A 22812-nucleotide genomic window follows, 5' to 3' on the forward strand; every position below is an offset into this window, starting at 1 on the left:
CGCCGCCCGTTATGAACGCGGGGCGCCTTGCGCGCCCCGTCGATTGAGTAGAAGTTGTTGCTTCAGATCGCTTTCAGCGTGCCTTTTGGCAGCGTGGCGGCGATGGCGCCTTTCTGGAACTTCATTTCCACGGTGTCGGAAACTTCCAGAACCACGAAGTCATCGGCTACTTTGGTGATCTTGCCAGCGATGCCGCCGGTGGTGACCACTTCGTCGCCCTTCTGCAGGCTGCTCAGCAGGTTCTTCTGCTCTTTGGCGCGCTTGGCCTGTGGACGCCAGATCATCAGGTAGAAAATGACCAGGAAGCCGACCAGGAAAATCCACTCGAAACCGCCGCCCATTGGGCCGGCAGCAGCCGGTGCAGCCGCGTCAGCCATGGCGTTAGAGATAAAAAAGCTCATTTAGCACTCCAGTTGCAAATGTTGAATCTTGGGGTCAGAAAACTCAGTCCAAAGGCGGAACGGGGAGCCCGCGTTTGGCGTAGAAGGCATCGACAAAGGCGGCCAATGTACCCTGTTGAATAGCCTCGCGCAAACCAGCCATCAGCACCTGATAATGGCGCAAGTTATGGATGGTATTGAGCATGCTTCCCAGCATTTCGCCGCACTTGTCCAGGTGATGCAGATAAGCGCGGGAGAAGTTCTGGCAGGTATAGCAATCGCAGGTCGGATCCAGCGGCGATTCATCATGGCGATGGAACGCGTTACGGATCTTCAGCACGCCTGTATCAATGAACAGATGCCCATTGCGGGCATTACGGGTTGGCATCACGCAATCGAACATGTCCACACCGCGGCGCACACCCTCAACCAGATCTTCCGGTTTGCCAACGCCCATAAGGTAACGAGGTTTGTCAGCCGGCATCATACCCGGCAGATAATCCAGCACTTTGATCATTTCGTGCTTCGGCTCGCCCACCGACAGACCGCCAATGGCCAGGCCATCAAAGCCGATCTTGTCGAGGCCTTCGAGCGAGCGCATGCGCAGATCCTGGTGCATGCCACCCTGAACGATGCCGAACAGCGCCGCGGTGTTTTCACCGTGGGCATTTTTAGAGCGCTGGGCCCAGCGCAGCGACAATTCCATCGAAACGCGCGCAACGTCTTCGTCAGCCGGGTACGGCGTGCATTCGTCGAAAATCATCACGATGTCGGAGCCGAGATCGCGCTGCACCTGCATCGATTCTTCCGGACCCATGAACACTTTGGCGCCGTCGACCGGGGAGGCGAAGGTCACGCCCTCCTCCTTGATCTTACGCATCGCGCCGAGGCTGAACACCTGGAAGCCACCGGAGTCAGTGAGGATCGGGCCTTTCCACTGCATGAAATCGTGCAGGTCGCCGTGTTCCTTGATCACTTGGGTGCCAGGACGCAGCCACAGGTGGAAGGTGTTGCCCAGAATGATTTCTGCGCCGGTGGCAACGATGTCACGCGGCAACATGCCCTTGACCGTGCCGTAAGTGCCCACCGGCATGAACGCCGGGGTCTCGACGGTGCCACGCGGGAAGGTCAGACGACCACGACGGGCCTTGCCATCGGTGGCCAGAAGTTCAAAGGACATGCGACATTCGCGACTCATTCTGTTTCCTCTGGGCCGGTTTCTTTAGGGGCAGTAGGTGCGGGATTACGGGTGATGAACATCGCATCACCGTAGCTGAAAAAGCGGTAACCGTTGTCGACGGCAGCCTTGTAGGCCGCCATGGTCTCGGGATAACCGGCAAATGCCGAAACCAGCATCAACAGCGTGGATTCCGGCAAATGGAAATTGGTCACCAGGGCATCGACCACATGGAACGGCCGGCCCGGGAAGATAAAGATATCGGTGTCGCCACTGAACGGCTTGAGCACGCCATCGCGCGCGGCACTTTCCAGCGAACGCACGCTGGTGGTGCCGACAGCAATCACCCGACCACCGCGCGCACGGCACGCTGCGACTGCATCGACCACATCCTGGCCGACTTCCAGCCACTCGGTGTGCATGTGGTGATCTTCAAGCTTCTCGACGCGCACTGGCTGGAACGTCCCCGCGCCCACGTGCAGCGTGACGAATGTGGTCTCGACGCCCTTCGCAGCAATCGCTTCCATCAGCGACTGATCGAAATGCAGCCCCGCCGTCGGCGCCGCCACCGCACCGAGTTTCTCGGCGTACACGGTCTGATAACGCTCGCGATCCGAGCCTTCGTCCGGGCGGTCTATATAAGGAGGCAACGGCATGTGCCCGACGCGATCAAGCAGCGGCAACACTTCTTCAGCGAAGCCCAGCTCGAACAACGCATCGTGACGCGCGAGCATTTCTGCCTCGCCACCGCCATCGATAAGAATCTTCGAACCCGGCTTCGGCGACTTGCTGGAACGCACATGGGCCAGCACGCGGTGCGTATCGAGCACCCGCTCAACAAGGATTTCCAGCTTGCCGCCCGAGGCTTTCTGCCCGAACAGCCGCGCCGGAATCACCCGGGTATTGTTGAACACCATCAAATCGCCCGGGCGCAAATGCTCAAGCAAATCAGTGAATTGACGGTGTGCGAGGGCGCCGCTCGGCCCGTCAAGGGTCAGCAGGCGGCTACCGCGACGCTCGGCCAAAGGGTGGCGGGCGATCAGCGAATCAGGGAGCTCGAAAGTAAAGTCAGCAACGCGCATGATGGGGTTCGTCTAGCAGGGCCGGAAAGTCTAGCGGAAATATCGAAAATTCTCTATGTACCTGATTGACCGACGGTAATCTCATCTCTATACTTCGCCGCCATTGAGCCCTGATGGCGGAATTGGTAGACGCGGCGGATTCAAAATCCGTTTTCGAAAGGAGTGGGAGTTCGAGTCTCCCTCGGGGCACCATATAGCAGTATCTGAAAGTCTCTACCAGACTCTCAGACCCAGAGAAACCGGCCACTTGAGCCGGTTTTTTTGTGTCTGTCTATCTACCTCTGTATCCCCTTATCCGTTGTATCCCTGTATCCCTGCTTGTATCCTGAGAAAAATGCCTAACTTTGGGATACAAGGATGAAGCGCGCAGATATCAAGCGCCGCCCTCTCGCAGACACAACGCTTGCGGGGCTGGAGCCAGAATTAAAGGAATATAGAGAGCTGGACGGAAACGGCCTCTACTTCAGGGTCAAACCTGATGGTGGGAAATCCTGGCAGCTCCGCTACAAACGTCCGGCGGGCAATTGGGCCTGGATGGGGCTCGGGGGTTACCCGGAAGTAAGCGGTGCATTGGCACGGGACAAAGCTGCTGAACTACGCAAGGTAGTTAGCAGCGGCGCCGATCCTCTCGAACAAAAACGCTCCGCCAAAGCTGCCATTGACGCTGCCAGGACTCGGACCTTCCGAGCTGCTGCTGAAGCTTGGCTCAAGGCCAAAGAAGAAAAGGGCCTCGCTCCCTCCACTCTCAACAAAATCCGTACTTACCTCGACAAAGACATCCTCCCCGCATTGGGAGATAAGCCCCTCGACGAAATCACCCGTACCGACTGCGCAGAACTCCAGGCATCCCTCGAGGCGCGAAACGCACACAACGTGGCGGAAAAGTGCCGCACGTGGATCAATCAGATTTTCGGCCGAGCCATCGGCCTAGGACTCACCGAAAATGATCCAGGCAGCCGCCTGCGTGACATTGCAGCACAAGCTCCTAAGACTCAGCAGCATCCACACTTGCTGGAGCCTGAGCTGGCTGAATTCCTCCAAGCGCTCAGAAACACACCGAGCAGACTGACAGCCCGCACTGCTGCATGGCTTTGTGTCTGGACAGCATCACGCCCCGGCATGGTTCGATTGGCTGAATGGAAAGAATTCGACCTTGAAAAATCCATTTGGACTACACCTGCTGCCAAGATGAAGATGCGCCGGGACTTTGTATGCCCCCTTCCCCACCAAGCCGTTGCGGCACTGAAAGAGCTGTATTGCTTAACCGGTCGCAGCCGCTGGCTCTTCCCAGGAGTAGGAGCAAAAAATCCGACTATCAGTGAAAACACAATCAACAAGGTCTTCGCCACCATAGGCTACAAAGGTCGTCTCGTTGGACACGGGACTCGCCACACAGCGAGCACATTGCTTCGAGAACATGGCTGGCCTAAAGAACACGTTGAGGCGCAGCTTGCCCACAAAGAGGAGGGTATTTCAGGGGTATATAACAAGGCTCAGTACCTAGAACAGCGTGTAGTGATGATGCAGTGGTATGCCGACCACCTTGAGCAAATGGCAGCGGGTAATGTGGTACAGGGACAGTTTGGGAAGGCGGTATGAGCGCACGTAATCGCCCCCACTCAAAAATCGGTGTAACGCGTGTTACAGGTGTAACGAACTCATATAACTCATTGATAAAAATGAATTATTCATCGGTTACACGTTTTTTTCACAACAAATGCCTCAAGTGTAACGACACGAAGTCGTGTAACAGAAATATCCCCGAGTCCTTCCTGTCGGCAGCGTCTTTATCCAATCCACGACGCTGGAACAGCGCGCCTGTCTCGGGGCGAGGGGCGGCCTAAATGGATATCGAGCTAGGTATTGAACCTGAAGAATTAGAAATCGCAGGAACCGACGTGAAGTGTCTGATTTGGGACATGGATGACGCCGAACTAGCAGTGCGTGAGTTAGCGTTGTATCCCCATTTCCACGAGCATTTCCGAGAAGCTTTCGACCTCATCGGCGTTGCAACTTCGTTCTGGCTTGAGGATGGTTCCTACGCGACCAGTGCAGAATCAGTCACAAGAACCTTGTTTCGACTCCGGGATGCCATCGGTGAACATGCAAGCTATGGGGAAGCAGCTTCACTGCCTAACGTCATTCGAGGCTTTCTCGGGGTCGATCATCCAGCTACAGATTCACAACTCGCTGCAGCTTTTGCCCTGGTACTCGGCGTACAAGCTGTGGAAATACTCTCAAATTGGCTCTTCGAGCTCGAGGTCGCTACCTACGATATAGATGCGGATCTGATAGAGGGACTAAGAAAGGACTCACCCCGCCAGTACGCGGCTCTTATCGATAAAGAACGAAATCGCCGCGCCGGCTTTGAAATAGAAGCGAGGGAGCAGTTTGCAGTCTTGAAAGGTGAGGCTAATCAGACATTGTTGATGGCAAGCCTCTATCGCCAGGTTGAGAGCATCGATGTATCCAAAAATGGCTTCAATACATCGAGTCTGATGCTTCGACTACTTGACGAAGCCTTCTCAGCGAAGGCATCTAAACGCGGGCAAGAGGCTGGCAAAGGTAATCAAGAGGCAGGCTCTAAAACACAAATAGAAACGATGGATCGGCGCTCAAACATAAAGGCAGCCGCAGAGCAAATTATTGCAGGCCGGCGAATCGAGAAACGAAACCTGACAGATGCAGAGCTAACCAACCTACTGTTCGACCAGGCCGTTCACGGCACCAAAAAAACCATCCGCGATCATTTGACCGCGCTAGGTCTTCGACCACTCAAATAAAAAAGGGAACGGACACAGTCCGTTCCCCTCCCTCTCCGTAGCGTATGGCCTGTCGTCTCAATAAACGCAGGTTTGGATCGCTATGACTACCGCAGTAAAACACCTTGCTTCACACGACCCCGCCACGACTCTCATCCGTATGCCCGAGGTGGTATCAATCGTCGGGCTTGCCCGCCCGACCATCTACAAGCTCATGCGCCAACCTGAGAGTGGATTTCCACTCCCAGTGAAGCTAAGTAACAGCAACGCCCGAAGTGCTCCAGTTGCATGGGTATTGGGAGAGGTACAGGCGTGGACACGAGCGCGTATCGCCGCCCGTGATCTGGTGGCAGCATGAAGCATAACTACTGCCCAATCAAAGGGCCGTTTCTCGACTCGTACAGCATCGGATTCCGCCTCTATCAGCCCGGCGCGGTCAACTGGCGTCACCGCACCATCGCGGGCGTGAGCTGGAACGGCGAAGAGCAAGAAGCGTTCTTTTTCAGCCCTGACGGTCTCGTACTTCCACTCAAAGCAAATCCTTGGGAACTGCCCGAACTGATCCGCAAAAATGCGGTGAGTAGAGAGTTTTCGAGCGTTCACGGCTCCGGCTATTTCGCCATGAGCGAAAGCCGTCTCGCCTCGCTGAAGTCGCACGGCATGACTGATTGGGTCACCTACTGGCTAGTGGATCAATCGGCGGGATTCGCGAACGATTCTGCGGTATGGCAACTCATCACGGACGAGGATCTTGCCGTTGAGAAGACGACAAGCGAGCGTGCTCACCAAGATATGCGCTTGACCTCCGACGTGGATAGTTACGTCGAAGAGTGTGTCGCACAACGCCGCGAGCAAATGGCCGTTGAGCACCGTCGTCGCTGTGTTGAGGACAGCAAGATCTTGGCTTGGCTCAAAGGCGAAACACCAGCGCCACTTTTTGCCCGAGCCCAGGAGGCCGCATGAATCGGAAGATCGCTGATAACGCCTTGATGCATCCGTTTTCTGTGCTCCGCCGGATCGGGTTTTCGCCTCGCCTCATGCAGCGTCTAGAACGCCACCGCAGCCAACAGGAAAAGCGAGGTCGCGTGGTCAGCGTACTGAGCTGGGCCGACGGCACCTGGTGTGCCCTCTCTCTCCACTGCGAAAAAACCGGCGCAGTGATCGTCGACGAAGGCCAGCAAACCCAAGCCTACGAAGACGCCCGCTCAATGCTCAGCGGCGGTTTTCTGCCCCTCTTATCTCTGCGCTGGGAAGCCCACGCCTGAAACGAAAACGCCTCCGGGGGCGATCCGGAGGCGTAGAGGTCAATCTACATGCACGAACAATTTATGCCGCACCTGAAAAAACCGCAAGCGATCAGCGCAGTTGCACTTTCGAAAAACGAACGTTACTCTTTGGCCGTCGCTGCAAACTCAGCGACCGGGCTTGGTAACCCGTTGAACAATAGGCGCAACAGCGCCCATATCTCTTTTGCAGGCGCTTTTTTTGCGCCCGCAAATCCGTTTTATGGCGGCTGTGCGTGGGAGACCTTCGGGTCTGCCGGGTTCCTATTGTCCCGGTTTACCAACCTGCGCACAGCTGCCACCCATTCGCTTGGTAACGAACGTGGCAGCTCCTCAACAATAGGAGCTTCGCCAGATGCACGCCCTCAATCCGTCCAAAATTCGCGCCGCTGCACACCGTGCAATGGCTCTCGCCGCTTTACACGCCAATTCCAGTCTCGCAACACGTCTCTCCCGCTACAACAGCCATATGGCCAAAGCCCGCGCACTCGAAACCGCAGGCGGTGCCCAATGAACAATGCCCTGAGTTTCTCGCTGCCTGAAGACTTGCTTTGTGTGAATCCAAAAGCAGAAGCCGGTGTGCCCATCGACGCCATCACCTGCGCTATTACGCGAGCCGACTCGGTGCTGACGCTGCTTGAAGATCACTTCGACAGCGAGTCACCCCGCCTCGCAAACCACGTTATTGCAGCCATCCTTTGGGACGTGCGCGGCACCCTCGGCCTGATCAAAACCCTCGCCTTGCACGGTGACACCACCTCGACGCCCGCCATGCAAAAAGGCGGTGCGCTATGAACACCTCCACCACGCTCGGTCACGCTACATTTACTCGCGTGAATGCCTCCGACTTGAAGTTGTTCCGGGTCAATGCCGGAGTACCGGTCGAGGATGCACTGGAGATGGTTTCCCTGCTGCAGCATCACGCCAACCAACTCAACTTCGACGCTGCCATGAGTGAGAGCGGTGAGCGTTTCAGTTGGCCTGCTTTGTACCTTGGAGAGATGGCCAAAGCCTTGATCGATGACATCAACGACGCACTGTTTCTGCCGAGGGCTGACACATGAGCCAGCACCCGAACAGCAACACAAAACGCCCAAGCTTCGCCGACGTGAAAGCCGCCGCACTAAAAGACATTGATCGGGTCCTGTCGCAGTGGCTGCCCAAAGGTAAGCGCGTCGACGGCGGCAAGGAATACACCGCTCCGAATCCAACCCGCAGCGATAAGCGCTCCGGTTCCCTCAAGATCAGTTTGAGCAAGGGCACATGGGCCGACTTCGCTACCGGTGATAAGGGCGGCGACCTGATCGATCTGGTGCGCTATCTGGACGGCGGCACTGACGTCGAAGCCTGCAATAAACTGGCAGACCTGCTCAACGTATTGCCCGGCGCCGCCAACGCGAAGCCAGCGCCCGTTAAGGCAAAAGCGCCTGAGTGGAGTTCCATTCAGCCGATCCCGGCCGAGGCCATGAACAAGTGCCCGACCAAGCATCGACAGCACGGCGTGCCGTCCAAGGTGTGGATCTACCGTGATGCTCAGGGCCAGCCCCTAATGGCGCTCTACCGCTTCGACCTTGCCCCTGACGAGGACGGCAAACCGAAGAAGGTCTTTGCACCCCTGACATGGTGTCAGCGCACCGATGGTCAAACCAAGCAATGGCGCTGGCAGGGTCTGCCCGATCCGCGTCCACTGCTGCGCCTTGATGAACTCGTCCAACGCGCTGACGCACCGGTTGTTCTCTGTGAAGGCGAGAAAGCTGCCGATGCCGCCGCCGAACTGATGCCGGGCCACGTGGCCACCTGCTGGCCGAACGGGTCCAACTCCTGGCACAAAGCCGACCTGACACCGCTGAAAGGTCGGGATATTTTGTTGTGGCCAGACAATGACGTCAGCGGCACAGCCTGCATGGAAACCGTAGCCGACAAGCTGCGCGAGATCGGCGCCGCGTCGGTGCGAGTCATCGCGCTGGAGGTGTTCAAGCGCAAGCCCACGCTGAAAAACGGCGCCGCTGACTTCGCCAAAGGTGGTCAATGGGACGACGGCGACGATGCAGCCGATGCGCTTGCCAAAGGCTGGACAGCCCCCCACCTCACCAAGCTGGAAAGCAGCGGTGAACTGTTCGGTTTGGTTGTGGAAAAGTCGGAGCCTGAGCAGGCCAAGGCTAATCCGGAACCGAAGGCAAAAGCAGCAGCCAAGCGTCCCTCGAAGCCAAAGAATGACCTGATGCCCGGTGGTTTTCGCCTCACGTCCGAAGGCGTCTTTTATGCGGGCGACGACGGCGAAGCACGGCCAGTGTGTTCGCCTCTGGAAATCCTTGCCCGCACTCGCGACGACAAAGGCCAGAACTGGGGCCTGCTGGTCGAGTTCGACGATCCCGACGGTGCCAAAAAACGCTGGAACATCCCAGCGCGCACCATGACCGGCGACTTCGGCAAGGACGTACTTGGCCCATTGGTAGACATGGGGCTGCGTCTGGCAGGTAGCCGGTCCGGACGCAATGCACGCAACGACCTGCAGAGCTATCTCGGTGGCTTCGACAGCGCGCAACGGGCACGACTGGTTACGCGTTTGGGTTGGCACGACAGCGCCTTTCTTCTGCCCGAGAAGCAGGTCGGCGCGCACAGCGAACACCTGCACTTCTACGAGGCCGGCTCTCAACTTCCTCCGATCAGCGAAGCGGGCACGCTTGAGCAGTGGCAGGAGCAGATCGGCGCGCTATGCGTCGGCAACCATCGCTTGGCGTTTGTCGTCGGCGTGGCTTTTGCGGGACCACTGCTACACATGCTTGGCCATGAATCGGGTGGCTTTCACTTGTACGGCGACAGTTCTGGCGGCAAGACCACGCACCTGCAAGTTGCCGCCTCGATCTACGGCGGGCCGCGCCTGGTGCGTTCGTGGCGCTCCACCGACAACGCGCTGGAATCCATCGCTGCAGCGCACTCCGACGGGCTCCTGGTGCTGGACGAAATCGGCATGTGCGATCCGCGCATCATCGGTGAGACCGTGTACATGCTAGGCAATGGCACCGGCAAGGCCCGCGCCAACGATCGAGGGCAAGCAGGCCGACAGGTACAGGAGTGGCGTTTACTGTTTCTCTCCACCGGCGAGAAAACGCTGGCTCAGCACATGGCCGAAGCCAACAAAGAACTGAAAGCGGGCATGGAGGTGCGCATGCTTGCGGTCCCGGCCGATGCGAGCAAAGGCCTCGGCATGTTCGACACACTCAACGGTTTTGAGGATGCGGCGGCACTGGCCGACTCGCTGAAGGCACGGGTAGCGAAGTATTACGGCACACCGCTTACGGCCTTTCTCACGGCGCTGTGCGAACCGGGCAAGCGCCACGGTTGGTCCGCCATCCTGCGCCGCACGCTGGAAGGGTTTATCGCTCAGTCGCTACCAGCCTCGGCCAGCGGACAGGCACACCGTGCAGCCGCTCGCTTCGGCCTCGCGGCTGCAGCGGGTGAGCTGGCCACCGCGATGGGCATCACCGGTTGGCCGGATGGGACTGCCACTACCGCCGCTCGCGTGTGTTTGAACGCATGGATGAACGAGCGAGGCGGAGCCGGGAACTTAGAGGGGGATGCGATCTTGGCGCGGCTGCGCCAGATCATTGAGCGCTTTGGCGAAAGTCGGTTCACCCGCTGGGAATCGGCGGCGGCGAAGATCGACGAACACGGCCCGCGCACCATCGACCGCCTCGGCTTTCGCAAGACGCTGGAGCACGGCTTGGGCGACTCCCTGCACACCACTAACACCTATTACGTGCTCCCCGAGTTATGGCGCTCGGAGATCTTCCGAGGCATGAACATCACTGCCGTGAACAAGGAACTGCTACAGCGAGGTGTTCTGGAGCCCGGAGGTGATGGCAGGGCATCGAGTTTGATCCGGTTGCCCGGTCTTGGCACACAACGCTGCTACGTCGTGAAGACGATTCCGGGAATGGATGAGAGCGAGGCTCGGGCTGCCTGAAGGCATCTCTGCTGATCGAGGTAGCGCCGGCTTATTCCCGGCCTCGCCAGCCACTCAACCAACCCACAACCGAATTGAAAGAGACCAGACCATGAACGAAATTCAAGAACTGCAAGACCGCCGCGACCAATTGCGCAGCGAGGCAGAACAGCTGCACGCCGACATGCTGCCCCTCGAGACGATACTGGAAAGCGACGACGCCATCGAACCGGAACGCGAGCGCGAACTGCGGGACAAGTACAACGAATTGAAAGGCAAATTCGACTCGCGCAATCTCAATGCCGATCTGTTGGACCGGCGAATCAATCGCCTAGAAAACCTCGCCAATTGCGATTCCCTGATGACGGGTTACATCGAGGCCATGGATAACTGGAAGGCTGATGAGCTGGAGCTTCAAGAAAAGCGCCACAGCCTGAGTACCCGCTTGGAACAGATCCAACAACAGGCGGTAGAGGACATGACCAAAGCCCGTCAGGCTGAAACGGACGCTGCCACTGCGTATGCGCAGGCCGTTGCTTGGGGTGACACCGAAGGCGAGAAGACTGCCAACGCCGACGCACAAAAGGCCGCGAAGAACCTGACGACCGCCGCTGAACATAACCGTCGGCAGCTCTTGATCATAGCCGCGTTGGAGCAGGAGTTGCTCACCGTAGATAAATACATCTCAGAAGCACAGGTAACGCATAAAGATATTGAGCGAACAGCTCTGTTGCTGTCGCACACGGTACTCGAAGAAAAATGGAATGAGGCCGCTAAAGCGTTGTTCGAGGCGGGTGGAAAGCTATGGGCGAGTTACAACTTGCTTGGCCGAGACCAGATCGGGCTCATGAAGCTTGCCGTTCCAGAGCAAGGTGAAAACTTTGGAAAGTGGACGTGGGAAGAGCTATCAACTCGCTCGCGCCAATACCACGCCCGGGACTTAATCCAACTCGACACCTTGCCAATACCGCAACAGCCAGCAGATATGAACAATCCAGAACAATGCAGGGATGAACGTAATGAACAAACCAATACAGAACAGCGCGAACTGGTCTGACACACTCAAAACTCGGAAAGCCCATCTCAATACCCTGCTGAAGACCATCAACGCAGGAGCGGGCAAAACCAGTCCGATACAAACGCTAACCATCAACGCGATTAAATCGGAAATGGCGCATATCGAAAGCCAACTGAATCGCCGGAAATTGTGCTGAACTTGTTACTTACACTAACATCCAAATGAGCACCTGGGACCCAACTAAACAAAGGAAATAACATGTCCAAACTCGCAGAATACCGTCAGTTGGAAAAACACCTCGCCGAGCAGCTCAAGGCACTGGAAGCACTGAAAGGTGATGACGGACTGAAGAAAGAAATCGAGTTCGAAACGAAGCTGCGCAAGCTGCTCGAAAATTATGGGTTCAGCTTGAAACACATCATCAATCTGCTCGACCCTCTAGCCTCGGCGCGCCTGCAAACCTCTGCTCCGATAGCGGGCAAGCGCAAACCTCGCGAACTGAAGGTTTACAAAAACCCGAGCACCGCTGAAATGGTCGAAACCAAAGGTGGGAACAACAAAGTCCTGAAGGAGTGGAAAGCCAAATACGGCGCCGACGTCGTCGAGGGATGGCTTCAGAAGTAAAAGAAGCTTTACCTGAAAGGGGCCCCACTCAGGGCCCTTTTTGCTGATGGGCGGGCACGTTTTCGAAAAAACTAGTCATACATAAAAAACTATTCAACTTCCCTCCCTAACAAATGCAGGGCCACTGGTCCATTTACTAGTAGGTGTAAATGTCATGATGAGATTTAACTCCCACCTACGCCTACCTTTTTACGAAAAGGTAGGCGCGCCTGACATTGCTTGTGGGCGAGGCTTATTTAGGCCGCGTATATATATTGCAGTCTCTATAAATATTTGCACCAAGCACTTCACCTACTAAAGCCTGCGTGTCCTCATCGACATCAAAGCCACCCCATGATTGGTTCAACAAATACTGTACTGCGTTAAGGACTGAACAGGCAGCTCTTTCGGGACCGTCCTGTTCTATTTTAGTAACCCAAAACACCCCGCTGGACATATCGATTTCTAGAATTTTATCATCTCTTTCAAAAAAACTATAAAAATCACGATAAAGCACCTCATCATCATCGTCGTGCGTAATCGTTCCATCATGTAGTATAAGGATGTCGGAATTAAGGCAGTACTGTTGAAGTTCCACATATGTGCAAGGATTACCTGCTAACGTTCCTAATGTCAGCGGTTCATGTTCTGCCCCATAAACTGCCAGCATTACGGAATCCTTAATTGAGATAACTCCCTTATTCAAACTTCCTAACAAAGAAGACTGATGATTTGCCCACTTCTTAAGTTCAAGTGCAGACAGGCTAGGGATAGCAGACTGCCTTGCCAAGTCGTCTTGTGGACGAACGTTCACAAGACCGACAAGGCCAGGTATAAAACCAGCAAATATTCCGTTATAGACACCTATGCCGGTTGAACTGCTTGCATAACTTGGATAAGAAACAGTCGCCCTTCCTAAAACTTTGCCGGAAGTGCTTTCAATGTCTGTTATGCTTTTCCAAGGCCCACCCTTCGTAATGTCTGCATTTCCAAATTCACCTGGAGCGATACGGCGGAGTAAATCCAAGGCGCCAATTTTCGTCCAATCATTTGCAGTAACTATTCTATGTCGCGCCTCACCCGGGGTTTGCACAAAGAAGTTTATGTCTAATGCTGGTGCCAGCTGAGCACAAACTTCAGGAAAAGTAATTTCCGCGCGGCGATTAGGATGCTTTTTCACACACAACTCTTGCAACTTACCATCAAATAGCAATACCGATACACGAGTCCCATGACGTTTCATTTTTTCGTATTCGAGTGGAGGGCGTAATGTAGGCCGCTGATGTGTTCCATGGGAGAACTCAAGTAGCCATTGAGCGCTTTCACTTTCCTTAGGTTCAAAGCGGCGGGTAGTAATCTTAATGTTTTCGCCAAGCATAAATATCGAAAAGAAGCCTATCCCAAACTTTCCTACCGCCTCGAATTTTTTTGATAATAGATCTTTCCATTCACTTTGAAGATCTGCGCTACGCCACAGAGACTTCCCAAAATCGAGAAGGACTTCCGTAAGCACGTATCTACTCATTCCTACGCCTGTATCAGTCACATGTAACCACTGTCCCTGGGGAGAGTCTTCAAGTCCGATTACTAGTTCTCCTTCGTCCTCGCCCAGCCCCCCGAGGCTCCTACAGGCTCGGATTGAATCCACAGAATTTTGAATCAACTCTCTCAGGGCGGAAGATGGGTGTTGGCCATAGAGCTTCTCACCTCCAAACCTTTCCACCATATCGTTTATATTAGTAATTTTTATACTTGTATCGACAGGATGCCAACCTTCCGTTGCAACATTTCTAGCAAAATTTTCCGGGCTGTGTGAGTTCGCAACAGACTTTACCGCAAATCTCGGCCGATGAAACTCTACAAGCAACCTATCCGCCATTCTCAGCTCTTTATCGACCATTTTCGCTGTATCGTAAGCGAGCCACCAAGCATCTTGCTCATCAATGGGGAAACTTGAGCCAGAATAGCAAAGCTCAGCTCGCATTATATCCGGATCTCTTTTTGGACTATTAAGCTTAGTCTGGAAGTTCCAGTGTGCGAGTGAAACTCCAGTCGGATTGACTAGCGCTTGAAGAAAGCGTGGAGCTCGTTGAGAGTCTATATGCGCTGCATCCGCCGTCCGTAACAGCAGGGCAAGCTTTAAAACATCAATCGTCCATGGAGCCGGCCCTAGGTAAGCGGGCGGCATTATTTTTTTTTGATGTAAATTTTCTAACTGATGATGCGAATGCCAATGACTCTCTGCAATCTCTCCTATTACTTCAGCATATGCTCTGCGGAGATCATCTTGGGGAAGCAGGTAAATCGATTCTTTTCCATTTGATACGCTCCATGATTGACGGGCAAGCACCCTAGCCTGCTTTGGATGCAGCGCACGAAGAACTTCAAATAAAACTTGTTGAAACTGATCAGTACCTTTAATGAGAGCATTGCTGTTATAGCCAAGTACAGAGCAGTACATTTCCCATTCAGGCAGCGCCATTATCTCCTCTATACCACCAGGATAAGCCGCTATGCAGTGCGCAGAGTCGTGAAGTAAAAATGCCCCGCCCAAGACAAAGGCTTCTGCAGGATTGAGACAATAATCAGGCCCTGCAATCTCAGAGGCGGTCCACCACAGCGCATCGATATGAGTGATGTCATGGACAGTAAGTGAAGGCATATCTTTATGAATCTGCGCTACCAGCATCGACACTCGATCGCGAAAATCCATGAACGCAGACGCAAGCATGGTCCGCTGCTTGTCGAACCCGTCGTGCGCCTCATTGAACGCCTGAAACCAAAGCGGTGACTGCTGATAGTTTTCCATGTTGTTAATAGCGCTCCGATGTATTGGGGGCATATACGGTATAAATATTGATAGAAATGGCCAATCGCCACTGTGCAGGGTATGCTAGTTGATTGACATTGTCAGCACCGATCAATGACTTTGCTTTCCTTTTCGGAAGGAAAAATTACAAACGAGGATGAGCACGTTGAAATGCGGAACAATAGCAGCTGCTACGATGCCCATTTTTTGCGTAATGATGGCACCCTAAATTACGTAGAATCACTAATTCGTAGATTTTGTTTGTCGTGATTTCCATGATCTTTGGACCGCCCACTGCCCATGCTTCAATCTGTCGGCGAAACTGTATTATAGTTACGACTATTTGAAGAAGGCTATCTCTCGCAAGCACCTGCCTCCAGGTTGACCTAAGTTTCTCGCGAATTACCACTTATGGCCGGAAGCGGCCACGTAGGAGTGATCGCCTTCGGCCAGAAACAGCCGGCCGAGCTCGTAAGTAGATTTGCTCACTCTCTCGCATTATAGCGATTTCACATCTTTATACAGCTCAGATAGATGCCCTATAGACAAGTCTAATATGGGCTCATACATAAATGAGTTTAGATGTATATTCGAACTGACGGTCACGCTTACTTTTCTTAATGCTGGAATGGATAGGCTTTTTGGGTAGTGACCGATATATTGCCCGAGCAACTTTCCAAACTGGCCATGATCAGTGCACCAGTAGTTCGGATTATTCAGCGCGCCCCTGATCTTCTCTAACATATAAAATTCTGCTTTAAGCCGTATTGCCATCGACATCACAACCTTATCTTCAAGATTTAGGCCTGTCTGTAAAGGACTACCTGAGATAGCCTCGGCTTGTTCAAAAATTATGTCTTTTATGGACCTTTCAATCCCGGGATGCTGGCAACAAAATGTTGAGTTGTAAATATCGACAAAATCTTTGTGAGTTATGGCGTCGGTATCATCTTTTTGATGTAGCAGGCTTGTTAGCTTGAGATATTCAGGGTGTTTATCACCTTTGGTATATTCGATAATGTTTCTAGTAAACGGAATCGCAGCGCACATCGCACGTAAATTCTTGTGAAAGTCTCTCTTCAGAATGCCAATAAAGTAATTCTCCACACCTTCAGCAGTTACCAACTCGATCCTGTCGGGATGTTTATTTGCCATTAAACATCTTTTTCGATGCACGAATTTTGTTAGGCTTCTAAAAAAATCATAATTATGAGTTAGAATTATCTGATAGACGTTGGCTTTGCCTTCAATATCCTCAAGATATTGGATGATAGCGTGTTTGTTTTTATAGTCAAATGAGTCTGCAACGTCATCTATTATAAAAATAGTTTCGTTATTTAGTTTTGTTTTTGCTTCAACCTCAAAGATAAAGTTTAGAAGATAGAGTGCTCTCTTCTCGCCTTGGCTGAGAGTTTTCAGTTCGTTGCGCCCTAGCTTAACTTCCTTTCCATCGTCATCCTTGAACATATAGGCCAATTTGGCCCGTTCTTTCCCTAGGGCGGCTTGGACATGATTTTCTACTAAAAGTCTGAAGGGCATATCAGTGAACCGATCATTGAACAGGTTCACGGCAGCGCTCCATTCTGGCGCTAAGACTGCTGCCTCTTTTTCTATTGAGTCGATCTCTTCTTTTGCGGCTGAATACAAGCTAAGGTAGGTAATAGTCTCGGGGCTATTTTCTAAATAAAATCTCCAGAGAATTGACTTAAATACTCCTTGATTCTCTGGCTTCAAACCGTCTAACAATATTTCTATATCACTCATTGGAAGACTTTCAAACAAACTTGCTATAGCTTGCGTTTGTGTGTTATTAGAAATATTATCCTTAATGGATTTCAAACGCTCGTCTTCTTCAATTTTTGCAAGGAGAACTTTCACCCTCTCTTCAACCTCATCAATCCCTACAGGTGAGCAGTCACCTCTTAGATATAAGAGATGGCCGCCCTCAAAATACCCTTGGCTTTTTAAAGTTGCGAATGAGCGCTCAGCCTTTATTGGATTGAATATATCCTTCTTAAAGATAGTTCCATCTTGCGTAAAAACTTGCTGATACCTCTCACTAAACTCCTTGGCATTAATTAGAAAATCTTTACTACTTAAAAGCTCAGTAACTTTATCATCAAATATAGCTGCATAATTATAAGGAGGCGTACTTGATATTTTTAGTTGATCCTCAGATAGTTTGGAAAGGCATTCGAAGAAATCGCTCTGGCCAATATCTTTTAGGATCTTTACTTCAATATCTTTTTTAGGTACGCCTGATAGCTTCTGCAACGAGCTAATGCATTTAATCTTTTGCTTTTCGATATCAAGAACCAGCGAGTCGTATCTAGTTTTTTTATCAGGATTAACTAGGATATTCGACATCTCTGGGCTTTCTTGAGATAAATCGATTTCTGACTTTAGTACATGAATGCACTGGGATGTGATGGCGGCATTATCGATGCGTACCACGGCTTTGGCGATTCTGTTAAAACGTTCTTCTTTCGGGACCCCGCCCGCGGCCAGATTTTCAAATGTTTTGGTGAATGATGTTTTCATCAACCCATTAGGGGCGTAAATTGCGAAAGATTTTTTGTGCTCAGCAGGATTGCCAAAATCAAATTTATAATCTAATGACTTGATTCCGTAGCAATTTTTTAGGTCGACACATACTTCTCTCATTGTATATCCGCCTTGTCCTGAACTTCGCTTCGCGGTGTGCTCAGCCAATAGTGTTCAACACGAGCCTCCACCGCTGTCCAACCCGTACCCGCCACACTAGGGATTTACAATAGTCTGGTTACGTTGGGGAAAGCGAAAACGTAAAAACTACGAACAGCTTAGACTGTTTATTCAAGGTACGACTTTAAGTCCGTACGCGAGCATGCGTATGGTGGTCTGTTCTTGTGTGGTCGCTTGTGAACGTCCGCATCTGGCCGTAAGCAGACGTTCCTGGGTGGTAACTATGGCTTTCACAAGCTTTTGTTGCACCGCTCTATCCTTCGGGCAGCGCGCTCTGTTTTGATTCAACGACAGAAAACGTTACACCATTCGTAATTGATACACCTCATAACTGAAGAAACCCCGGTCAGTGTAGCGCGCTATTTATTCAATAAAATCAATTAGTTGCCCAGCAGAGTTACACCTGTAACACCTGTAACACCAGTTACACGCTGTTTTCTACATGTCTACCCCGCCCCCCACTAGCAATGATTCCTTCAGCGAAGAGATTCCAGCGGAAAACCTGGGGCCCCTGGGCAAAAGACACAGATACGGGGTCGGAAACCCGCGGGGCTTTGTTAGCGGACAGGTGCCCAGCTTAGTGAACAGGTGAACCGGGTGAACACACAGTTCACCAGTGCAGTTGCACAGATGATGGGAGATCTCCGGGGACCCTGCGCGTTTCCGAATGACACGGGGCATAAAACCCGCGTGATCTTGGCAGTGGCTGATTTTTGTACATTGGTTGACAGGTTGACTTGGTTGACGGCCCAAGGTGTCCATAATCATCAACACAAAAGGCCATCGTTACCGCTGCGGTAACGATGGCCTTTTTTCAGCAGAATTCTGTCGATTTCAACGCCTGAAATTTCAGTAACTTTGAAATCCTCCCACTAACACAGTCCTGCGGGTTTCCGACCCCGTATCCCTTGAAAGTCCTCAGGGTCCCCGGCAGTTATTTCAGCTGAACCGAGTCATCACCTACCAGTCCAGCGTCCTTGGAAAATTTCATACTAAGATCAACTACGAGCTCTCGCCTTTTCGTAGTGGCGCATCGCCCTTGCTTTCTGTACAACCAGTTTGGAGGGAGCACAGATGCTTGCCTCTCCACCAATAAAAATAAAGCCAAGGAAAGGAAACATGCCCTATTCGGCTAGTGTCTTCAACGTACTGATCGCGTCACCATCCGACGTACCCTGTGAGAGGCAGGCGATTGCTGAGAGCCTTCACGAATGGAATGCGCTGCACTCCCAAAGCACAGGGAAAGTTCTTTTGCCTGTCATGTGGGAGTCCCATAGCGCACCTAGCATGGCGGACCGTCCGCAGGGTGTAATCAACGATCTAGTCGTCAAATCATGCGACATGCTGATTGGTGCTTTCTGGACCAGGCTTGGCTCACCTACTGGCGTAGAAGATAGCGGTACAGTGGAAGAGATAAAGTGGTTTCTGAAGCAAGACAAGCCGGTGATGCTGTACTACTCAGATGCTCCGGTTCAACCGAGCAAGATCGACAAAGATCAGCTCGATCGACTTGAACAATTCAAAAAAACCATCCGAAACAAAGGAATCCAAGAGCAGTACTCTTCTGTCGAACAGCTCAAGGTGCACCTATCGCGACACCTTACAATCATCACCAGAGGCCTCTCGGTTGGAACCATCGTGGACGCGTCAGTCGTAAAGGCGGCTAAGGAAGCCACAAAAGAGTCAGTCGTAAAGAGAGCTTCCTCCTCAAAGGTGCAAGCGGAAGTAGTTGCCATTGAGCTACGTGAATATTCAGATAGGTCATTTATCGTTACTGGTGACACCAAGACCAAAAAGGATGAGCTGAAGGAGCTGGGCGGGAAATGGATTAAAACTCGTGACGGAAGCTGTGCATGGAATTTTTCAAAGAAGAAAATCGACGCCGTAGCGGAACTGCTTGATATCCCACCCTTTTTGGTTGAACAATCTGACTTATAGACCAAGCTCCTGTCGATTGATCGCTGAGTAGCAGCCTTCAGCTTGTATCCCTACCTGTATCCCAGATCAAGAAATCGATCTACAGGCCACGGAATATATAGATCAATCGAGTCTCCCTCGGGCACCAAAATTAAGAAAGGTCTTGCTTAGCAAGGCCTTTTTTTTCGTCTGCTGGAAAGTGCCGCTGGCCGTCCGGCGAGATCCCACAAAGGTCACACCATGGAAACGTCACTGGAAACAGTCGCCCTGTTCTCCCTCAAACTCGCTTACGAGGAAGAAGGCCTGAGCCCGATCCTACGGGACGACATGGTCATGGGCGATTACCAGAAAGACATTTTCGAACTATTGGTGCGGCGCGGGGATGTCGAGACCATTCAGTTCAAGATGAATGAATGCCTGAGTTTGGCGATGGACGCGTTGGGCGGTGTCGAGAAACCGCTGGGGCGTGAGTTGCACAAGTTGTCCGCTGAGTTCAGCGAAGCGCGTTCGCTGGAGCAGCTGGATCAGCCGCTCCTCGCGCTCAAGGGTTATTTGAAAGACATCTTGTGATCGGTCCTGCCGTTACAGCAGATGCTTCGAGATGTACTTGGAAATCTCCACCATTGACGTCTTCCCGGTGAATTCGAACTTCACTTTCCCCAGTGACGAGAAGTAAATCTCCAGCTCCGAGTCCAGATCGAAGGTGCCCGAGGTTTCCACGGAGTAGGCGACGATGTTCTTGTACGGCAAGGAAGTGAAATCCTTCTTGCTGCCGGTAATGCCCTGAACGTTGACTGCGATGATGCGTTTGTTGGTAAACACCACGCCATCACGCATGGCCTTGTAAGAGTCGATCACTTCTTCACCGTCCAGCAACAACGCGCTTACGCGCTCGGCGTACTCATCGTTCTGCTTGAGTTTGAAGAAGCCTTTGTTGTTGAAGTCGATCATCTGTCCATCCTCATCTTCAAGAAAACATCCCGGTATTTCTTAGTTTCAACGACGGGCTTTCAGCACGCGGATATCGGTTGGGAAACCATCCGCGCCAACAAGCTTTTTCCAGCCCAAATACTGAAACTCGCCCTTCTCATCAATGTAATCGCCCTTCTCCACCGCTCGGCCGCCAACCACCGCGACGCGCTTCACTTCGCCGCATCCACCATCCGAAGGCCTGACGGTGTAGATCACATACGGCTTCACGTATTGCGTGGCGCGGAAGTATTGGCCGCAGATTTCGTCGACGGTGATCAACATGGTTTTCAGGCGTGCTTCGCCGTCGGTGTCTTCGTGCAGTTTCAGGAAAGATATATCACCGACGTCGCTGTAGCCCAGAGAGCGGGCGCGTTGGTAGGCGGGGGAGTTCTGGTGGGCGATGCGGCCTTCCTCCGCAGCACCTTGCATCTTCGCGGCGAACTCGGCTTTGCCTTGGGCAATGATTGATTCAGCCTGGCCCGCGAAGTTTTCGCATTCGGCGAATTCTCGCGAGCCCAGGTGATTGGGCGTCAGGTTGGAGCGGTGTTCATTCATGGTCTGCAGGTTGCTTTCCAGGGCGAACATCACGTCGTAGGCGGTGGTGCGGCCGCTCTGTACGTCGGCCATTTTTTCCAGCACGCGCTGGCAGTTGCCGGCGTAATACTTCCAGCTGTTTTCCGGGTGTTCTTGCACGGCGGCGAATGTCGGGGTCATTGCAGCGGCGAGTGTGATTGCGCAGAGCAGGCGCAAACAATGGGTACTGACTGGCATAGGTAGTCCGTTACAGAGATGGGCAGTGGCGCGACGCTACTATTTTGCTATCTTGCCGTCCACTGCCAGTAACGAGGTCGCCAGCGCCTCGATGGAGGCAATTTTCAGAGGGAGAAACACCTTGATGGCCGTGTTGTACTTTTTCGTCTGGGCTGCCGTTTGGGCTTGGGTCGTGCAGACCCGTGGTGCCTGGAACCTGATCCTTGCCAACCTGGCGGGTGCCGCCAGCGGCTTCATCGTCGCAATGATTTTTTCGGTGGTCTGTTCAGGCCTTTTCCCGGCGCACGTGCCTCCCTCACCCGAGAATCTGGCCAGTAGCGTGCTGCAAGTGATGACAACGTTCGGCGTGCTGGCGGGCGTTTGGATGTGGCTGGTCAGACGCCCTCAGCCGGAACATCTGTTGGCCCGTCGACTTTTCGCTGGCATCTGCGGGCTGGCTGCGGGTGTGACGACGCTGGCGTTTTTCGCACTCAATTTTCACTGAGCGCCGCTATCGCCACTGGCATTACGTGCTTGTTTTGTTATCTTGCCGCCCATCGTCGGCGTTCACCTTGGGCGTGCGTTGATTTCAGGGTTTTGAAGGTTTAAGGAAAGGATCAAATGGAGTTTCTGCGTTTTCTGGCGATTGTCGCGGTTTGGGGGTTCATGTGGCGCTGGGTGGTGCAGAACCGTGGCAGCTGGAATATTTTCTACGGCAACATCGTTGGCGCAGCGGGCGGCTTCATTGTGGCGATGGTGGTGCTATCGATCACGTTGTCGTTGTTTCCGTCGTCGCATGACTACGAGCCGGCGCGGGCCGAAAACACGCCAGTCACCGAGCCGACCTCTCTATTGCCTGAGGCCGAGGCAGTCACACCCGCTGCCGATCTGAAGGATGCGCCGGTTTTTGCTGCCATCGAGCCGGACGACAAGCCCTCTCCCGCCGACTCCGCGCTGTTGCCGAACTACGCCAGCCGGGCGCCGAAATCTATCGGGTTACAGACCGTGCTGGATCAAAGCGACTATGACGGTCGCATGGCTCTGGCAGCGCTGAACAAGAAATTGCGCGGCGACGCCCAGGCCGACAAGTCGATGATCGCGTATGTCATGTGCAGCCCGTTTGTGACCAGTACGTTGCGTTTTCCCGCGTCGGCGCGTTTTGCTGACAGCAAGGCGCTGGTCAGCCACCGCTTCAAGGATCAGGTCTACACCTTCAACAACACCGTCACCGCGCGCAACATGAACGGTGACGATGTCACCTACCGCTTCGATTGCTCCGTGCAAGAGCAGCCGCGAGTTGACGCGACACCTGCGCAATGGCGCCTGTTGAGTCTGAAACTGCAAAAAGCCGACTCTTAAGGCTGATTTAAGGGTTCAAGGCGCCGGCTG

At 53.1% G+C, this 22812-nt stretch carries 21 protein-coding genes and 1 tRNA gene; 15 read left to right on the forward strand and 7 right to left on the reverse strand.

Going from position 1 to position 22812, the window contains the following annotated elements; translation table 11 throughout:
- Positions 1-62 precede the first annotated feature (62 nt).
- The 3 genes from yajC to queA are packed head-to-tail and all read right to left on the reverse strand — an operon-like array spanning position 63 to position 2639.
- Positions 63-401, reverse strand: coding sequence for a preprotein translocase subunit YajC (gene yajC / locus U6037_RS23535; RefSeq protein WP_007916913.1), 339 nt, complete (start codon positions 399-401; stop codon positions 63-65).
- Positions 402-444: 43 nt separating this feature from the next.
- On the reverse strand, positions 445-1560 hold the full coding sequence (tgt, locus tag U6037_RS23540) for a tRNA guanosine(34) transglycosylase Tgt (RefSeq protein ID WP_163004798.1): 1116 nt from the start codon (positions 1558-1560) through the stop codon (positions 445-447).
- Positions 1561-1574: 14 nt separating this feature from the next.
- Positions 1575-2639 (reverse strand): tRNA preQ1(34) S-adenosylmethionine ribosyltransferase-isomerase QueA, encoded by a 1065-nt coding sequence (gene queA, locus U6037_RS23545; RefSeq protein ID WP_007916915.1) that lies wholly within the window; start codon positions 2637-2639, stop codon positions 1575-1577.
- Positions 2640-2746: 107 nt separating this feature from the next.
- Here queA and U6037_RS23550 point away from each other — a divergent pair.
- The 11 genes from U6037_RS23550 to U6037_RS23600 all read left to right on the forward strand — a co-directional run bounded on the left by U6037_RS23550 (position 2747) and on the right by U6037_RS23600 (position 12272).
- Positions 2747-2831, forward strand: a tRNA-Leu gene (locus U6037_RS23550).
- 165 nt (positions 2832-2996) lie between these two features.
- The gene (locus U6037_RS23555) at positions 2997-4238 is read left to right on the forward strand and encodes a tyrosine-type recombinase/integrase (protein WP_322844708.1); all 1242 of its coding nucleotides are present in this window, start codon (positions 2997-2999) and stop codon (positions 4236-4238) included.
- Positions 4239-4483: 245 nt separating this feature from the next.
- Positions 4484-5422, forward strand: a complete 939-nt coding sequence (locus U6037_RS23560; RefSeq protein WP_322844709.1) for a hypothetical protein — start codon at positions 4484-4486, stop codon at positions 5420-5422.
- Positions 5423-5504: 82 nt separating this feature from the next.
- Positions 5505-5759 (forward strand): helix-turn-helix transcriptional regulator, encoded by a 255-nt coding sequence (locus U6037_RS23565; protein WP_322844710.1) that lies wholly within the window; start codon positions 5505-5507, stop codon positions 5757-5759.
- Positions 5756-6364 carry a hypothetical protein gene (locus U6037_RS23570; RefSeq protein WP_322844711.1) on the forward strand — a complete coding sequence of 203 codons (609 nt, stop codon included), beginning with the start codon at positions 5756-5758 and terminating at the stop codon, positions 6362-6364. Before U6037_RS23565 ends, U6037_RS23570 begins: the two co-directional genes overlap by 4 nt.
- Positions 6361-6666: a hypothetical protein gene (locus U6037_RS23575; RefSeq protein WP_322844712.1), complete on the forward strand. Its 306-nt coding sequence runs from the start codon at positions 6361-6363 to the stop codon at positions 6664-6666. Before U6037_RS23570 ends, U6037_RS23575 begins: the two co-directional genes overlap by 4 nt.
- A gap of 528 nt (positions 6667-7194) precedes the next feature.
- Positions 7195-7479: a hypothetical protein gene (locus U6037_RS23580; RefSeq protein ID WP_252868243.1), complete on the forward strand. Its 285-nt coding sequence runs from the start codon at positions 7195-7197 to the stop codon at positions 7477-7479.
- Complete coding sequence (locus U6037_RS23585) at positions 7476-7748, forward strand: DUF3077 domain-containing protein (protein WP_322844713.1); 273 nt, start codon at positions 7476-7478, stop codon at positions 7746-7748. Before U6037_RS23580 ends, U6037_RS23585 begins: the two co-directional genes overlap by 4 nt.
- On the forward strand, positions 7745-10651 hold the full coding sequence (locus U6037_RS23590; protein WP_322844714.1) for a DUF927 domain-containing protein: 2907 nt from the start codon (positions 7745-7747) through the stop codon (positions 10649-10651). Before U6037_RS23585 ends, U6037_RS23590 begins: the two co-directional genes overlap by 4 nt.
- Before the next feature lie 91 nt (positions 10652-10742).
- Positions 10743-11687, forward strand: a complete 945-nt coding sequence (locus U6037_RS23595; protein WP_322844715.1) for a chromosome segregation protein SMC — start codon at positions 10743-10745, stop codon at positions 11685-11687.
- A gap of 219 nt (positions 11688-11906) precedes the next feature.
- Positions 11907-12272, forward strand: coding sequence for a histone-like nucleoid-structuring protein, MvaT/MvaU family (locus U6037_RS23600; protein ID WP_322844716.1), 366 nt, complete (start codon positions 11907-11909; stop codon positions 12270-12272).
- A gap of 232 nt (positions 12273-12504) precedes the next feature.
- Here U6037_RS23600 and U6037_RS23605 read toward each other — a convergent pair whose 3' ends face one another.
- On the reverse strand, positions 12505-14982 hold the full coding sequence (locus U6037_RS23605) for an ATP-binding protein (protein WP_322844717.1): 2478 nt from the start codon (positions 14980-14982) through the stop codon (positions 12505-12507).
- Between the two features lie 576 nt (positions 14983-15558).
- Positions 15559-17724, reverse strand: a complete 2166-nt coding sequence (locus U6037_RS23610) for an AAA family ATPase (RefSeq protein WP_322844718.1) — start codon at positions 17722-17724, stop codon at positions 15559-15561.
- Between the two features lie 1179 nt (positions 17725-18903).
- Between U6037_RS23610 and U6037_RS23615 the strand changes: the two genes are divergently transcribed.
- Both U6037_RS23615 and U6037_RS23620 read left to right on the forward strand, forming a co-directional pair.
- Positions 18904-19722: a hypothetical protein gene (locus U6037_RS23615; RefSeq protein WP_322844719.1), complete on the forward strand. Its 819-nt coding sequence runs from the start codon at positions 18904-18906 to the stop codon at positions 19720-19722.
- Between the two features lie 219 nt (positions 19723-19941).
- Positions 19942-20271 carry a hypothetical protein gene (locus U6037_RS23620; RefSeq protein WP_220558895.1) on the forward strand — a complete coding sequence of 110 codons (330 nt, stop codon included), beginning with the start codon at positions 19942-19944 and terminating at the stop codon, positions 20269-20271.
- A gap of 12 nt (positions 20272-20283) precedes the next feature.
- Here U6037_RS23620 and U6037_RS23625 read toward each other — a convergent pair whose 3' ends face one another.
- Entirely contained in the window at positions 20284-20652 is a 369-nt protein-coding gene (locus tag U6037_RS23625; protein WP_034156100.1) for a PH domain-containing protein, read from the reverse strand.
- A 45-nt stretch (positions 20653-20697) separates the two neighbouring features.
- The gene (locus tag U6037_RS23630; RefSeq protein ID WP_322844720.1) at positions 20698-21444 is read right to left on the reverse strand and encodes a hypothetical protein; all 747 of its coding nucleotides are present in this window, start codon (positions 21442-21444) and stop codon (positions 20698-20700) included.
- 25 nt (positions 21445-21469) lie between these two features.
- Between U6037_RS23630 and U6037_RS23635 the strand changes: the two genes are divergently transcribed.
- Positions 21470-21928: a hypothetical protein gene (locus U6037_RS23635; RefSeq protein WP_322844721.1), complete on the forward strand. Its 459-nt coding sequence runs from the start codon at positions 21470-21472 to the stop codon at positions 21926-21928.
- A gap of 116 nt (positions 21929-22044) precedes the next feature.
- Positions 22045-22782, forward strand: a complete 738-nt coding sequence (locus U6037_RS23640) for a hypothetical protein (protein WP_322844722.1) — start codon at positions 22045-22047, stop codon at positions 22780-22782.
- Positions 22783-22812: the final 30 nt, after the last annotated feature.

The organism is Pseudomonas sp. B33.4 (assembly GCF_034555375.1).
GTDB lineage: Bacteria > Pseudomonadota > Gammaproteobacteria > Pseudomonadales > Pseudomonadaceae > Aquipseudomonas.